At 61.2% G+C, this 15,343-nt stretch carries 13 protein-coding genes and 1 tRNA gene; 4 read left to right on the top strand and 10 right to left on the bottom strand.

What is annotated here, in order from left to right; genetic code table 11:
- Positions 1–2 precede the first annotated feature (2 nt).
- Both pfkB and ptsP read right to left on the bottom strand, forming a co-directional pair.
- The gene (gene pfkB, locus HNO86_RS04875) at positions 3–944 is read right to left on the bottom strand and encodes a 1-phosphofructokinase (protein WP_175375885.1); all 942 of its coding nucleotides are present in this window, start codon (positions 942–944) and stop codon (positions 3–5) included.
- Positions 944–3,805: a phosphoenolpyruvate--protein phosphotransferase gene (gene ptsP, locus HNO86_RS04870; protein WP_175375884.1), complete on the bottom strand. Its 2,862-nt coding sequence runs from the start codon at positions 3,803–3,805 to the stop codon at positions 944–946. Before ptsP ends, pfkB begins: the two co-directional genes overlap by 1 nt.
- Positions 3,806–4,110: 305 nt before the next feature.
- On the opposite strand from ptsP, the gene cra reads away from it, so the two are divergent.
- Together cra and HNO86_RS04860 are read left to right on the top strand one after the other, a co-directional pair.
- On the top strand, positions 4,111–5,106 hold the full coding sequence (gene cra, locus HNO86_RS04865) for a catabolite repressor/activator (protein ID WP_175375883.1): 996 nt from the start codon (positions 4,111–4,113) through the stop codon (positions 5,104–5,106).
- Between the two features lie 3 nt (positions 5,107–5,109).
- Positions 5,110–5,886, top strand: coding sequence for a TatD family hydrolase (locus tag HNO86_RS04860; protein ID WP_175375882.1), 777 nt, complete (start codon positions 5,110–5,112; stop codon positions 5,884–5,886).
- On the opposite strand, the gene HNO86_RS04855 is transcribed toward HNO86_RS04860, so the two are convergent.
- The 4 genes from HNO86_RS04855 to ampD all read right to left on the bottom strand — a co-directional run bounded on the left by HNO86_RS04855 (position 5,887) and on the right by ampD (position 10,147).
- A complete protein-coding gene (locus tag HNO86_RS04855) occupies positions 5,887–6,276 on the bottom strand; it encodes a hypothetical protein (protein WP_175375881.1) in 390 nt (129 codons plus the stop codon).
- A gap of 253 nt (positions 6,277–6,529) precedes the next feature.
- A complete protein-coding gene (locus tag HNO86_RS04850) occupies positions 6,530–8,560 on the bottom strand; it encodes a methyl-accepting chemotaxis protein (RefSeq protein WP_175375880.1) in 2,031 nt (676 codons plus the stop codon).
- Between the two features lie 178 nt (positions 8,561–8,738).
- The gene (ampE, locus tag HNO86_RS04845) at positions 8,739–9,575 is read right to left on the bottom strand and encodes a regulatory signaling modulator protein AmpE (protein ID WP_175375879.1); all 837 of its coding nucleotides are present in this window, start codon (positions 9,573–9,575) and stop codon (positions 8,739–8,741) included.
- On the bottom strand, positions 9,572–10,147 hold the full coding sequence (ampD, locus tag HNO86_RS04840; protein ID WP_175376042.1) for a 1,6-anhydro-N-acetylmuramyl-L-alanine amidase AmpD: 576 nt from the start codon (positions 10,145–10,147) through the stop codon (positions 9,572–9,574). Before ampD ends, ampE begins: the two co-directional genes overlap by 4 nt.
- 238 nt (positions 10,148–10,385) lie before the next feature.
- Between ampD and nadC the strand changes: the two genes are divergently transcribed.
- Positions 10,386–11,234 carry a carboxylating nicotinate-nucleotide diphosphorylase gene (gene nadC, locus HNO86_RS04835; protein WP_175375878.1) on the top strand — a complete coding sequence of 283 codons (849 nt, stop codon included), beginning with the start codon at positions 10,386–10,388 and terminating at the stop codon, positions 11,232–11,234.
- Between the two features lie 76 nt (positions 11,235–11,310).
- On the opposite strand, the gene HNO86_RS04830 is transcribed toward nadC, so the two are convergent.
- A complete protein-coding gene (locus HNO86_RS04830) occupies positions 11,311–11,616 on the bottom strand; it encodes a DUF6388 family protein (protein ID WP_175375877.1) in 306 nt (101 codons plus the stop codon).
- 300 nt (positions 11,617–11,916) lie between these two features.
- Here HNO86_RS04830 and HNO86_RS04825 point away from each other — a divergent pair, with 300 nt between their 5' ends.
- Positions 11,917–12,423, top strand: a complete 507-nt coding sequence (locus HNO86_RS04825) for a hypothetical protein (RefSeq protein WP_175375876.1) — start codon at positions 11,917–11,919, stop codon at positions 12,421–12,423.
- Between the two features lie 7 nt (positions 12,424–12,430).
- Here HNO86_RS04825 and HNO86_RS04820 read toward each other — a convergent pair.
- From HNO86_RS04820 to rpsO, 3 genes are all read right to left on the bottom strand, one after another.
- Positions 12,431–12,506, bottom strand: a tRNA-Thr gene (locus HNO86_RS04820).
- Between the two features lie 131 nt (positions 12,507–12,637).
- The gene (pnp, locus tag HNO86_RS04815) at positions 12,638–14,743 is read right to left on the bottom strand and encodes a polyribonucleotide nucleotidyltransferase (protein ID WP_175375875.1); all 2,106 of its coding nucleotides are present in this window, start codon (positions 14,741–14,743) and stop codon (positions 12,638–12,640) included.
- A 216-nt stretch (positions 14,744–14,959) separates the two neighbouring features.
- Positions 14,960–15,229 carry a 30S ribosomal protein S15 gene (rpsO, locus tag HNO86_RS04810; RefSeq protein ID WP_002555121.1) on the bottom strand — a complete coding sequence of 90 codons (270 nt, stop codon included), beginning with the start codon at positions 15,227–15,229 and terminating at the stop codon, positions 14,960–14,962.
- Between the last annotated feature and the right edge of the window lie 114 nt (positions 15,230–15,343).

The raw sequence follows: 15,343 nt of genomic DNA, 5'->3' as shown, positions 1-15,343 counted from the left end.
TCTTATTGTTCTGTCAGGGGGCGCACGCGCACACCCTGTTCAAGCAGCGCCAGTTGCGCCGTATCGCCAATGCCGAAACCGATCTGGGTCACCGCCATCGCGGCAATCGCCGTGGCCGTGCGCAGGGTTTGCGCAGGGGGGGCGGCACTGAGCAATCCGTGGAGCATGCCCGCCAGCAGCGAGTCGCCCGCGCCCACCGTACTGGCGACGCTGACCTTGGGCGGCGTGGCATGCAGCGCCGAGCCGACGCCGAACCAGTTCACGCCATCGGCACCGTGGGAAACCACGACATGTTCGATGCCTTGCGCATGCAGACGATTCGCGGCCTCGGCCTGTGCCAGCACCGACACCACGTCCTCGCCGAGCACTTCGGCCAGCTCTTCGGTGTTGGGTTTGATCAGCCAGGGACCGGCCTTGAGCGCGGCGGCCAAGGCCTCGCCACTGGTGTCGAGTGCGACCTTCAAACCGAGGTTTTTCAAACGCAGGATCAAGCCCTGCAACCACTGCGGGCTGACGCCTTGGGGCAGGCTGCCGGCGACCACCACCGCGTCATGCTGCGGGGCGATCTGCTCCAGACGTTCGAGCAAGGCCTGCTGCGCCGCTGCACTGACCTTGGGTCCGGGACCGTTGAGATCGGTGATGCGCCCGTCGCTTTCCGCCAGCTTGATATTGCTGCGGGTCTCGCCGGGCACGCGGATGAACGCGTCGGTGAAACCGCGCCTGGCGAACAGGGTTTCGAACGCCTGCAGGTTGTCTTCACCGAGAAAACCGCTGACCGTCAGCTGATGCCCGAGGTCCGCCAGCACCTGCGCCACGTTCACCCCTTTGCCGGCGGCGTGGGTGTGCATGACGTCGCTGCGGTTGACCTGACCGGGCTCCAGGCGCGGCAGCTGCACCGTCAGATCCAGCGCCGGGTTGAGGGTCAGGGTCAGAATCCTGGCCATTACAGGGCCTCCACTAAAGCACGTACTTCATTGGCGCTGGCCACGGCAAGCGCCGCTTGGGCGAGATTTCTGGCCTGGCCCAGGCTGAGTTCGCGAACCCGCGCCTTGACCTCGGGGATGCTGCGCGCGCCCACGCTCAGCTCATCCACTCCCAGCCCGACCAGCACCGGCACCGCCAAGGGATCGGCCGCCAGCTCGCCGCACACGCCCACCCATTTGCCATGGGCATGGGCCGCGCGCACGGTGATGTCGATCAGTTGCAGTACAGCCGGATGCAGGCCATCGGCCTGGGCCGACAGGGTCGGATGACCGCGGTCGATGGCCAGGGTGTATTGCGTCAGGTCGTTGGTGCCGACGCTGAAGAAGTCGACCTCCTTGGCCAGCACCGGCGCCAGCAGCGCAGCCGACGGCACTTCGATCATGATCCCCAGTTGCAGGTCCGCCACCGGGATTTCCTTGCGCAGGCGCTCGGTCATGTCCCGGGCCTGGCGCCACTCGTCGACGCTGCCGATCATGGGGAACATGATGCGCAGCGGACGGTTGTCGGCGGCCCGCAGCAGAGCGCGCAATTGCGCTTCCATGATCGGCGGCCGTTGCAGGGTCAGGCGAATGCCGCGCACGCCGAGGAACGGGTTTTCTTCCTTGGCGATCGGCCAATAGGGCAAGGGTTTGTCGCCACCGACGTCGAGGGTGCGCACCACCAGCGGCCGCCCGGCGAGGCCATCGAGCACGCGACGGTATTCGGCTTCCTGGGTGGCTTCGTCCGGCGCTTGTGGATGGGCCATGAAAATCAGTTCGGTACGCAGCAGGCCGATGCCTTCGGCGCCCTGCTCCACCGCCGCCGCCACCGCTGAGCTTTCGCCAATATTGGCCACCACTTCGACGGCATGTCCGTCAGTGGTCAGCGCCGGTTGATGACGTTGTTCGGCGGCCGCCTTGAGCCGTTGTTCGCGGGTGTCGCGCTCTTCGGTGGCACGCTGCAAGGTGTTCGCGTCGGCGTCCACGTGCAGTCGACCGCGCTGGCCATCGAGCAGCAACGGCGTGCCCGGCGCCAGCAACAGCACCGCCGCGCCAGCGCCGACCAACGCCGGAATGCCCAGGGCACGGGCGACGATGGCGCTGTGGGCAGTGGCACCACCGCGCGCGGTGAGAATGCCGGCGACCCGGGCCGGATCCAGGCGCGCCACGTCGGACGGGCCCACTTCATCCATCACCAGAATGTACGGCTGCTCTGGTTCGCTCGGGGTTTGCACGCCACACAATTGCGCCAGCACCCGACGCCCCACATCACGCAAATCAGCGGCGCGTTCGGCGAGCAGCGCATCGTGCAGGGCTTCCTGCTGCCGGGCGGCCGCTTCGATCACCGACATCCACGCCGCTTCCGCGCTTTCGCCCTGCTTGAGGCGAGTGTCGACTTCATCGGTCAGTTCCGGGTCGTCGAGCATTTCCTGGTGGGTGATGAAAATCTCGCGAATCGCCTTGGCCTTGCTGCGTTCGATCAGGCCCTGAATGTCGGCACGCACCTGCACCAGCGCCTGCTTGAGACGCTCACGCTCGACAGCGGCGGACTCACCGCGCAACGGGTAATCGATGGCCTGCTGCACCTGAATGTGCGCCGGACCAATGGCGATGCCCGGCGCGGCGGCAATGGCCTGAATCAGGCTGCCGGAGGCCGGGGCGAGCAGCACTTCGGCCACATCGGCTATCTCTTCAACCGGCTGGCTCACCGCCGGCAATGGCTCGACTTCTTCGCCCAGGCCTTCTTCGATGGCGGCCAGCAACGCGGGCAACGCATCGGCGGCGATGCTCGGCTCGGCGATGATTTCCAGCACCTGCCCGCGACGGGCGCCGAGGCTGAGCAGCTTGCTCAAGCTCTTCACTGATACGGCGCTGTCCTGGCTATCGACGATGCGGATGCGGATTTCGCCTTCGAAACTCTTCGCCAGTTGCGCGAGGATCTTCGCCGGCCGCGCATGCAGGCCATGGGCGTTGGCCAGGGCGATACGGGCACTCGGCCAGTCCGCCGGCAGTTCACCGCCGAGCACTTCGAGCACCGCGCGGCAACTGGTGGCGCGGCCCAACTCATGGCCGCGACCTTCAATCAGCAGCGCGCACAGGCGCTCGAGCAAGGCCTGATGCGCCTCGCCCAGGCTGGCCAGACAGAACAGGCCGTTCAACGGCTGGCCGAGGTAGCGCAAGGGTTTGTCCGGGGTGACGAAGGCCAGGCCCGGGCGCTTGACCGTCTGCTCACTGTGCAGCCACCACAGGCCATCGCCCAGCGGCAACGCTTCGACTTGCTGCAACACGGCGGAGAAACCGTTGCTGACGCAATCGGCCTGGCGCAACAGACGCGCGCCGCGCCACACCAACTCTTCGAAATCTTCGGCAGCAACGGACAGGCCGATCATCTGCGCATCCAGCGCCAGTTCCTGGGGCGCGCCTTGCAGCAGTTTCAGCAGCGCTTCGGGGGAGCTGGCGCGGCGCAGGGCCTGGCCCAGGTCGGTCTCGCCGAGGGCGCGGGTCAGCAGTTGCAGCAGGCGCAGGTGTTCGTCGGACTTGGCCGCGATACCGATCGCCAGGTAGACGATCTGCCCGTCGCCCCAATCCACGCCCTCGGGGAACTGCATCAGGCGCACGCCGGTGGTGAACACCTGATCGCGGGTTTGCGGCGTGCCGTGGGGGATGGCAATACCTTGACCGAGAAAGGTCGAGCCCTGGGCTTCGCGTGCCTGCAAGCCGGCGAGGTAACCCTCGGCGACCAGGCCGTCGGCCACCAGGTGCCGGGCCAGCAACTGCAACGCTTCGGACTTATCCACAGCCGACTGGCCCATGGATATCTGCTCCACAGTGAGCTCGAGCATGCTTTCTCCTTTTTGGCGCCCTGTGGACACCAGGTATTGTTTTGAATGATTCAGCTTAGGCGCCTGTCTCAGGACAAGATTTGGCAGTTTCACGGCAGAACAGGGCTCAAATCACAAAAGGACACCAATAACCTTGAAAATACGCTTGCTGAAACGTTTAATCTAGCATGATTGGCACGTTAATCGATAACCGTGAAATCGGGAAGCCCAATTGTCGGATGTGCTGCGACGAGGGTCGACTACCTGAATCGGTTAGGATTGGCGAAACTGTCGGGCAAGCTTTAAAAAAACAAGGAAACAACGGGTTGAAACTCAGTGATATCGCCCAGTTGGCCGGTGTGTCCGTTACCACCGCCAGCTATGTCATCAACGGCAAGGCCGAACAGCAACGCATCAGCAGCGCGACCGTCGAGCGCGTGCGCGCGGTGGTCGATCAGCACGGCTTTACGCCCAACCCCCAGGCCGCCGGGCTGCGCAGCCGGCATACCCGCACGTTGGGCTTCATTCTGCCGGACCTGGAAAACCCCAGTTACGCGCGCATCGCAAAGTTGCTGGAGCAAGGCGCAAGGGCACGCGGCTATCAGCTGCTGATCGCCAGTTCCGACGATGCGCCGGATAGCGAACGGCAACTGCTCAAGCTGTTCCGCGCCCGGCGCTGTGACGCGCTGATCGTCGCCAGCTGCCTGCCAGTCGGTGATGACAGCTATCGCCAGTTGCAAGCCAAGGGCATCCCGATCATTGCCGTCGACCGGGTGATGGAGCCGGAGCACTTCTGCTCGGTGATCAGCGACGACCGCGAGGCCAGCCTGCACCTGACCCGCAGCCTGCTGGACCCGCTGCCCAAACAGATCGCCCTGATCGGCGCCCGCCCGGAACTGAGCATCAGCCAGGAACGTGCCGCCGGTTTTAAACAGGCGTTGAGCGGTTACACGGGTGAAATACTGATCGAACACGGCGAATCCTTCAGCCGCGAATGCGGCAAGCAATTGATGGAGGAAATGCTCCAGCGCGTCGGCCATTTGCCGGAAGCACTGGTGACCACCTCCTACGTGCTGCTGCAGGGCGTGTTCGATGCCTTGCATGACTTCCCGCTGAAAACCCGCCCGCTGCGCCTGGGCACCTTTGGTGACACACAACTGCTGGACTTCCTGCCGTTGCCGGTCAACGCCATGGCCCAGCAGCATCAACTGATCGCCGACAAAGCCCTGGCCCTGGCCCTGGCGGCCATCGAGCAGTCCGATTACCAGCCCGGTGTGCAGGCCATCGCCCGTACCTTCAAGCAGCGTATTCGCCAGGATTGAATCGTGGAGCTGATCGACACCCACACCCATCTGGACTTCCCGGACTTCGACGCCGACCGTCAGGCGCTGATGAGCGAAAGCCGCGCCCTGGGCGTGCGCCAGATGGTGGTGCTGGGGGTTTTTCAGGGCAATTGGCAGCGGGTCTGGGAGTTGGCGCAAGACGATCCGGACCTGTACGCCGCATTCGGCCTGCACCCGGTGTATCTGGACGATCATCGCCCCGAGCACCTGACTGAACTGGGTGACTGGCTGACGCGCCTGGCCGGTCATCGGCAGCTGTGCGCCGTGGGCGAAATCGGCCTGGACTACTTCATCGAAACCCTGGACCGCGCTCGTCAGCAGGCGTTGTTCGACGCACAACTGCAACTGGCGGCGGACTTCAATCTGCCAGCACTGATCCACGTACGCCGCAGCCATGCGGCGGTGATCGCCACGCTCAAACGCTTCAAGCTCAAACGCGCCGGCATCATCCACGCCTTCGCCGGCAGCCGCGAGGAAGCCCGGGAATACATCAAGCTGGGTTTCAAACTGGGATTGGGCGGCGCCGCCACCTGGCCGCAGGCCTTGCGCATGCATCGGGTACTGGCCGAGTTGCCGCTGGAGTCGGTGGTGCTGGAAACCGATTCACCGGACATGGCGCCCGCCATGTTCCCCGGTCAACGCAACAGCCCGGCGCACTTGCCGGCGATCTGCGCGGCACTGGCCGAAATCATGGCGATCAGCCCCGAGCAATTGGCCGGCGCCAGCACGGCCAATGCGCGAGAGCTGTTCAACTGGTAGTCAGTCCGCGTGGGCCTTGGCGGCCTCGAGAATCAGCGTCATGTGCTGACGATGGCGGGCAAATCCTACGGCGACGAAATAAACGAAAATCGCCAGCAATGAGTAATTCAACTGCTCGACGACGCTGATCAAACCCACCCACTCCAGCACCAATGCGACCAGCAGCGCGGTACAGATCATCACCAGCAGGCTCGCCTTGAACATGGCCAGGGAATCGAGGGATTTGAAGCGCTTGATCTGCTTCGGATCGCGCAGTTCCAGGGCTTTCTGGCAGTTGGAACAGGTAAACGACTCGTTGATGGAGATGGCATTGAGCTGCCAGGGTTCGAGCGTCATCGTACGCTGGCAATGAGCACAGCGACCCTGAATTCCAAGCGATGCAACAGCCATGACCCTGCCTCCTTTTTGTGTCAGTGAACTGAATCATCTTTCATTGAAGACGAAAAACCAGCGCGCGGATGAAATCAGGAGCTTGCCTACTGACAGAGGGCAAAAGTACTACAGGAAATTCGGAGATCTGACCTGTGGGACCTGACCTGTGCGAGCCTGCTCGCGATAGCGGCTTTGCAGCCAACACAATGTTGAAGCTGAAAACGCCCATCGCGAGCAGGCTCGCTCCCACAGTTTGAGGTGTAGTGTCCGTTTAAACGCGGAACGCACCGATCAGTTGCTTGAGCTCCACCACCTGCATCGACAGCGCACGGCTGGCATCCTCGGTCTGGTGCGCGCCTTCTGCGGTGCGCTCGCCGGCGCGGTTGATCTCGACGATGTTCTGGTCGATGTCGTGGGCCACAGCGGTCTGCTGCTCCACGGCCGCGGCGATCTGCTGGTTCTGATCGACAATCATGCCCACCGCGCCGAGGATGTTTTCCAGGGCCTGCTGGACCTTTTCCGACTGCCCCACGGTGCCATTGGCCATTTCATGACTGATGCCCATGGCCTTCACGGCGGCGCCGACACCGCCGTGAAGCCTGGCGATCATCTGTTCGATTTCTTCGGTCGATTGCTGGGTGCGCTTGGCCAGGGTCCGCACCTCGTCCGCCACCACGGCGAAACCACGCCCCTGCTCCCCGGCCCGCGCCGCTTCGATCGCCGCGTTTAGCGCCAGCAGGTTGGTCTGTTCGGCGATGCTCTTGATTACTTCCAGCACACGGCTGATGGACTGGCTGTCGCTGGCCAGTTGATTGATCACCAGCACCGATTGATCGATCTCGCTGGCCAGCGCGGCGATGCTGCCCTGCTGGGACTGCACCAGGCCACGGCCGCTGATGGTTTCGTCATTGACGCTATGGGCGCTGCTGACCGCCGCGGCGGCACTGCGCGCCACCTCAAGCGAGGTGGCGGACATCTGGTTCATCGCTGTGGCAACCTGCTCGATCTGCGTGCGCTGCCCGGCCACGGCCTGGTTGCTCTGCGCCGAAACATTCTCCACCTGCCCAGCCTGGCGCTCGACCTCGCCGACGGTGTGCCCCACGCGCTCGATCAGGTCATGGATTTTTTTCACGGTGCCATTGAACACCTCACCCAATTCGCCCAGCTCATCCTTGCTGTGAGCACTGAAAGTGACTGTCATGTCGCCAGCCGCCACCTTGTCCATCACCCCGCCAAGGCGCTTGAGGGTGGTGCGGGTCGAGGCGTAGAAGCCACCGTACAGGTAGAAAATCAGCACAAACACCACCGACAGCGCCACCGCCTGCAGGATCATGTGGGTGCGATTCTGCTCCAGGCGCTGCTGCAGCTGGATGTCGAGAAATTTCAGGGTGGCATCGTTCAGCTGGTAGGTCTGATCCATCAACCCGGTGACCTGATCGTAAAAGCCCTGCCACGGCGTATCCAGGGTGTCGGCCATCACCACTTTCTCTTCGAACAGCTCACTGGCCTTTTTCAACGAAGCCTTGCTGCTGTCGGCCAGGACGCTCAGGGTGTCCCGCGCGGCCTTGCTGGAAGCCAGGGTGTCCTGCAGCTTCAGGCTGTACTCGCCCTGGAGCTTTTCGATCTGCGCCAACAGTTCATCGAATCGAGTGCTCGACGCGGAATTGAGAAACCCTTGGCCCAGGGAAGAAGAACCGATGGCCCGACCTTCACCCAGCATCTGGGTAATGCGTGGCGTCACGGTGGTGGCGAGTTCGCTGAGCTGACGCATGTCGCTTTGATTGTCGCGGCTGAGGCCCGCCTGACTGGCGATGATCTGACTGAAGATCTGCGCGCTGCCGAGCAATTTTCCGGTCAGGGCGCTTTTGCTTTGCAGGGATTTTTCCGCTTGCTGCGCCTTGAACGCCGCGATCATTTCATCGCGCTTGCCGTCGAATACCGCGATCTGCTCCGGATCGGTGGTCATCGCCGTCAACGCTTGCATGCGCGTCAAAATACCCTGTTCCAGCGTACTGACCTGCGATTCGAGATTGCCCGCCTTGGCCGACTGACCGAGGGCGACGTTGATCTGCACCAGGTTGTTCAAGGTCTCCAGATCGCGCCGTAGCTCCACGCTGCGACCCAACAGATCGAGGCTCTGCAGTTCGATGCGGGTGCCCTGGAATTCGCGATAGGAATCACGGACCAGATAGAAGTTGGTCACCAGCATCGGCACCAGGAACAGAATACTGATCAGGCTGAACTTCATGCCGAAGCTCAAGCGGTTCATCAGCGCGACGGCGGGATAGAGCACGCTCTTCACTAGAAGTCTCCCTTGGTTTTCTTATTGTTATTCGCGGGCGCAGCCGGGCAGCAGATAGCCACTATTGGGCGCTATCCGTATATAACTCAAATTTGGGGAGGGTTTTGTAACTTAAGGTTAACGACAGGACAACGCGGTCTTGTAGCAGCTGCCGAAGGCTGCTGCTACACAAGAGCAATCAGGGCAGGACAGTCCACAACGCAAACCCCGCATACCAGAGCACCGCCGCCCGCAGCAGCAACTCCCAGATCCGGTCGAGGTTGTTGATGCCTTCAGGCCCCACCACCGGAGCCGGGATTTCGGCGGCCACAAGGCCTGCCTTTTCGATCAATTGCGCGGCGCTGATGTTCCAGTTCAGCAACTCGTGCAACATCATCCGGCTGACCGCGACAAAGTTGCCGACCAGGGCAAAACTGGCCGCCAGCAGGCGCACCGGTATCCAGTCGAAAGCGTGGCGCAATTGCCCGGCACGCTCGACCAGCGCCGGGTTCTGCCCGTTTTCCTCAGCCAGTGCCAGCAGGCGGTAGCTCAGCGCGGCAACCGGACCCAGCAGGAAATACCAGAAAATCACGGCGAAGAAGCTTTGGTAGGCCTCCCACAGAAGATGGCCTTCGACCCGCTCCAGCAATTGCTCGCCACTGTCGGCGCAGATATCCAGGTCACGCTTGGCGACGTGGGCCGCGGCTTGCAGATCCTCCCGACGCCAGGCATCGCGAAAAGGCCCCAGGCCGCCCAGCAGATCGCCCCGGCCCAGACTGTAAATCACCACCAGCAGGTGCACCGGCAACGCAAAGAGGCCGTAGGCCACCGGGTCCAGCACCCACAACAGCAACGCCAGCAGCGCGACCGGCAGCAGCACCAGCACGATCAGCACCAGCCAGGGATTTTTCGCCATGCGCGGACTCGATTCGAGTTTGTGCAACTCGCGAATCCATCCGCCGTCTCGTTGAACCTGATGGCGCAGGGCCGAGAATTTCTCGATCCATACCGCCAGCAGCAACACCAGAAAACTCATTGTTGATCCTCTTTTTGCGCAGCGTCCTGGACCAGGGCTCCACGGTAGCGCGTCCAGTCAAACGCCGGTCCCGGATCGGTCTTGCGCCCGGGGGCGATGTCGCTGTGACCGCAGATGCGCTGCGGGGTGATGGCCGTGAAAGCGCTTTGCAGTTGCCGGGTCAGGCTAATCAACGCGTCGTATTGCGCATCGGTGAACGGCAGATCATCCGTCCCCTCAAGCTCGATGCCCACGGAAAAATCGTTACAGGTTTCTCGGCCCTCGAAGCTCGACACCCCGGCGTGCCAGGCACGCTCCAGGCAAGAGACAAACTGGGTGACGGCACCGTCACGCTCGATCAGAAAATGCGCAGACACGCGCAGGTCGGCAATCCCTTCAAAGTAAGGGTGCTCCGTGACATCCAGGCGATTCTGGAAAAATTCCTGCACCTTGCCGGTGGCGAATTGCGCGGGCGGCAGGCTGATGTTGTGGATCACCAGCAGGGAAATTTCGCCGGTGGGGCGCGCATTGAAGTTCGGTGAGGGACACAAACGCACGTCCTGACACCAACCGCTCGCGGGGTCCAACTGCATACCGATTCCTTCAACGACGACTGTGTTGGTGCCCAGTATGCCGCGATAGACCCTCGGGACGCGATCACTTGGCGTGATTGAGGTCCCGCAAGACTCTGCACTGGCTTCAAGGATGGCACCCGATTGCCGCCGGGAATCGACAAAATGCAGGATTTTGCGCACCGCGAACCCATCGCACGCCTTGGGTTGCCCGGCGCCCTGCCCCTATAATCGGGCCACTTTGTTTGTGGAGCTCGTTATGCCGAATCTACGTCTCGCCGATTTGACCGCCGAAATCGAAGCCAACGTGCGCCGTGCGTTGCTCGAAGACGTCGGCAGCGGCGACATCACCGCGCAACTGATCCCGGCCGAACGCCTGGCCAAAGCCACCATCATCACCCGCGACGCCGCCGTCATCTGCGGTACCGCCTGGGTCGACAACGTGTTTCGGCAGCTGGACCCGCGGGTTGCGGTGCACTGGCAGGTCGCCGATGGCGATCGGGTCAAGCCCAACCAGGCGCTGTTCCATCTCGAGGGCCCTGCCCGCTCGCTGCTGACCGGTGAACGCAGCGCGCTGAATTTCCTGCAACTGCTGTCTGGGGTCGCCACCCGCGCGCAGTATCTGGCGGACTTCGTCGCTCGGACCCAGGTCAAGCTGCTGGACACCCGCAAGACCCTGCCGGGCCTGCGTCTGGCGCAGAAGTACGCCGTGACCTGCGGCGGCTGCTACAACCACCGCATCGGCCTGTATGACGCCTTTCTGATCAAGGAAAACCATATCGCCGCCTGCGGAGGCATCCCGCAAGCTATCGCCGCCGCGCACAAGATCGCCCCGGGCAAACCGGTGGAGATCGAGGTGGAAAGCCTGGATGAGTTGAAAGAAGCCCTGGCGGCCGGCGCCGACATCATCATGCTCGACGAACTGAGCCTGGAAGACATGCGCGAAGCCGTGCGCCTGAACGGCGGCAAGGCCAAGCTGGAGGCCAGCGGCGGGATCAACGAAAGCACATTGCTGCCGATCGCCGAGACCGGCGTGGACTACATCTCGATTGGTGCGATGACCAAGGATGTGAAGGCGGTCGACTTGTCGATGCGACTCAGTCTCTGAAAAGCCGCTTCTAGCGACAAGCTGCAAGCTGCAAGCTGCAAGCGAATCCGCTGTGGCTTGCAGCTTGAAGCTGTTTTCAAACGATCAGACCGTTCATCTCGCAGTACTCTTCCCACTCCACACCCAACACCTCGGCTGCTTCTTTATGCAGCTTCAGGCGTTCAGCCTCGAATTCTTCCGGGGTGGTGGTGTACTTGAGCGTCAATTCCCAGACTTGCAGGCCCTGGGCCTCCGCTTCGTCCTCGAATGCCCACTGGATCTGGTCCTGCTGTTCATCAGGACTCAGGTCCTTGATCTCGTCCAGCAGCTCGGGCGTGTCCTGCGCATACATTTTCAGCGCTTGTTCGTGGCGGGCTTCCTGGCTCAATTCTTTTACGGTCATGGTTTTCTCGCTGATCGGGGAGAATGGAAGATGGATGTGGATCATCAAGGATCTCTCTGACGCAAATAAACCCTGTACTGCGCGGTTTATCTGGCCTTCAGGACCATTCGGGGATCATCTGAAAACTGCTGGGTAATACTCAGGCAGGCACCGAATATAGGATGTTTGTCGGACGAATTACACGACTCTTTACATCTGCCCCACAAAAAACCACACAACGCGCTTGTGCAACGGGAACATAAACCAAAAGCCTGAGTCATAGCGATGTGCCATACCGGCATGCCATTTGGAACGTCACCGATGCGTAGCGCCTCGAAGCTTTCGTTTGTTCTGTCCGCCACCGCAATGACAACCCTGCTGGGCGCCCTGGCCCTGCCAGCAACAGCGCTTGCCAGCATTGGGCTGAGCAGCAACTACTCGAGCACCTACGGCAAGGTGGCCGCCGTTCAAAATGAGAACGGGGAGAACGTGATCGTCAAAACCAATGTCGAAGTCGGTGAACTGGAAAAGATGCGGGACACCCTCAAGGATCAGGCGAATCAGATCGAGGAGCTCAAGCGCAGCAGCGGCTCGAGCAGCAGCTCCAGCAGCAAGGAAATCGACGAGCTCAAGCGCACCGTCAAAGAACAGGATCGCGAGTTGGATAACCTGCGCAAACAGATGGAGGAACTCAAGCGTAATAGCGGTTCCAGTTCGAGCTCCAGCAACAACGAGATTTCGAACCTGAAGCGGGAAGTCAGTGATCAGGACCGCACCATCGATCAGCTCAAACGAACCGTCGAGGACCTGGCCAGAAAGGTGAAGTAGGAAAGGATGGTGCCCGAGACAGGAATCGAACCTGCGACCTTCGCGTTACGAGTGCGCTGCTCTACCGGCTGAGCTACACGGGCAGTGCGCTAAACCTAGCATCGCCAAGCCATACCGGCAACTTCGGCCAATGCCTGTGTTTCATCCGGGCAAAAAAAAGACCCCGCCGTTTTCACGGCGGGGTCTTTTTTACGACGTCAGCTTTGCAAGCGGATTAAACGCCCGAAGCCTTGGCTGCAGCTACGTCCTTGATGGACAGCTTGATACGGCCGCGGTTGTCCACGTCCAGTACCAGCACTTCCACTTCCTGACCTTCTTTCAGGATGTCGGTCACTTTCTCGACGCGAGCATCGCTCAGCATGGAGATGTGAACCAGACCGTCCTTGCCAGGCAGGATGTTGACGAATGCGCCGAAGTCGACGATGCGCTCAACCTTACCAACGTAGATCTTGCCGATTTCCGCTTCAGCGGTGATCGCCAGAACGCGCTGACGAGCAGCTTCTGCAGCGTCCTTGGTTTCGCCGAAGATCTTGATCGAACCGTCGTCTTCGATGTCGATCGAAGCCTTGGTTTCTTCGCAGATCGCACGGATGGTCGCGCCGCCTTTACCGATGACATCACGGATTTTGTCGGTGTCGATCTTCATCGCGATCATGGTCGGAGCGTTGGCCGACAGTTCGGTACGCGACTGGCCAATGATCTGGTTCATCTGACCGAGGATGTTCAGGCGCGCTTCCAGGGCCTGGCCCAGAGCGATTTCCATGATCTCTTCGGTGATGCCCTTGATCTTGATGTCCATCTGCAGCGCGGTCACACCTTTGGCGGTACCGGCTACCTTGAAGTCCATGTCGCCCAGGTGGTCTTCGTCGCCCAGGATGTCGGTCAGAACTGCGAATTTCTCGCCTTCCTTGACCAGACCCATGGCGATACCGGCAACGGGTGCCTTCATCGGTACACCAGCATCCATCAGTGCCAGGGAAGCACCGCAGACCGAAGCCATGGAGCTGGAACCGTTGGACTCGGTGATTTCCGATACGACACGGATGGTGTACGGGAACACGTCAGCGGCAGGCAGCATGGCCTGAACCGAACGACGGGCCAGACGGCCGTGACCGATTTCGCGACGACCAGCGCCACCCATGCGACCACACTCACCCACCGAGAACGGAGGGAAGTTGTAGTGCAGCATGAACGGGTCTTTTTTCTCCCCTTCCAGGGTGTCCAGCAGCTGCGCATCACGGGCGGTGCCCAGCGTTGCAACGACCAGCGCCTGGGTTTCACCACGGGTGAACAGCGCAGAACCGTGAGTCTTCGGCAGAACGCCGACTTCGATGTTCAGCGGACGTACGGTGCGGGTGTCGCGACCGTCGATACGTGGCTTGCCGTTAACGATGTTTTCGCGAACGGTGCGGTATTCGATTTCACCGAAAGCGGCTTTGACGTCGGAAGCCGAAGGCTGGCCTTCTTCACGAGCCAGCTTGGCAACGACCTGATCCTTCAGCTCGCCCAGGCGAGCGTAACGGTCGGCCTTGACGGTGATGGTGTAGGCCTGGGAGATCGCTTCGCCGAACTCGGCACGGATAGCGCCCAGCAGCTCGGTGGCTTCAGCTTGTGGAGCCCAGGTCCAGGTTGGCTTGGCAGCTTCGGCAGCCAGCTCTTTGACAGCCTTGATCACCGACTGGAACTCGTCGTGGGCGAACAGCACGGCGCCCAGCATCTGGTCTTCGGTCAGCTCTTTGGCTTCCGATTCAACCATCAGTACGGCTTCTTCGGTACCGGCTACGACCATGTCCAGGCTGGAAGCGGCCAGTTGCTCGTAGGTCGGGTTCAGCAGGTAGCCGGTGCTTTCGTGGAAAGCAACGCGGGCCGCGCCGATCGGGCCGTCGAACGGAATGCCGGAGATCGCCAGGGCAGCCGAGGTACCGATCATCGCAGCGATGTCCGGATCGGTCTTCTTGCTGGTGGAAACGACGGTGCAGACAACCTGCACTTCGTTCATGAAACCTTCAGGGAACAGCGGACGGATCGGACGGTCGATCAGTCGGGAAGTCAGGGTTTCTTTCTCGGAAGGACGGCCTTCGCGCTTGAAGAAACCGCCAGGGATCTTACCGGCAGCGTAAGTCTTTTCCTGGTAGTGAACAGACAGAGGGAAGAAGCCCTTGCCTGGATCAGCTTGTTTTGCACCGACTACGGTCACCAATACGCTGACGTCGTCGTCAACGGTGACCAATACTGCGCCGGAGGCCTGACGGGCGATACGGCCAGTCTCGAGGGTAACGGTCGACTGACCGAACTGGAATTTCTTGATTACCGGGTTCACGGTGTCCTACCTTCTTTTGTGGCTCTTGGGGAAACTGGTTTCTTGCGAAATTCTTGGGCAACGTCGGGAATCGGCCCGAGCGGGTTGTCCTGGTCTTGCCTGTGTGGAGCTGGGTAAAGCAGGTATCCAGATAAAACTTGAGGCTGGGAGCCTGCCATGCGCCGGCGGAAACCCGCTGATGCACGACAGACAACCAACCTCTAGCGCAATCGCTTATTAGCGACGCAGACCCAGGCGACCGATCAGAGCGCTGTAACGGCTCACGTCTTTGCCTTTCAGGTAGTCCAGCAGCTTGCGACGCTGGTTAACCATGCGGATCAGACCACGACGGGAGTGGTGATCTTTACCGTTGGCCTTGAAGTGACCTTGCAGTTTGTTGATGTTGGCGGTCAGCAGTGCAACTTGCACTTCTGGCGAACCAGTATCACCAACAGCTTGCTGGTAGTCGGTAACGATTTGAGCTTTTTCTTCAACGCTGAGAGCCATGAGGCAATCCTTTTATCAGGAAACTGTTTCAGGGAAACAGCTTCAACAGGCCAGGGACAAAACCCTGTATCTAAAAATGAGTAGTGACCGTGCCTGCTGACAGCCACACTCGTC

It is taken from the genome of Pseudomonas sp. C1C7, assembly GCF_013359595.1.
GTDB lineage: Bacteria > Pseudomonadota > Gammaproteobacteria > Pseudomonadales > Pseudomonadaceae > Aquipseudomonas.
Note: the sequence above shows the minus strand (reverse complement) of the source record. Positions and strands in the feature narration are given on the sequence as shown.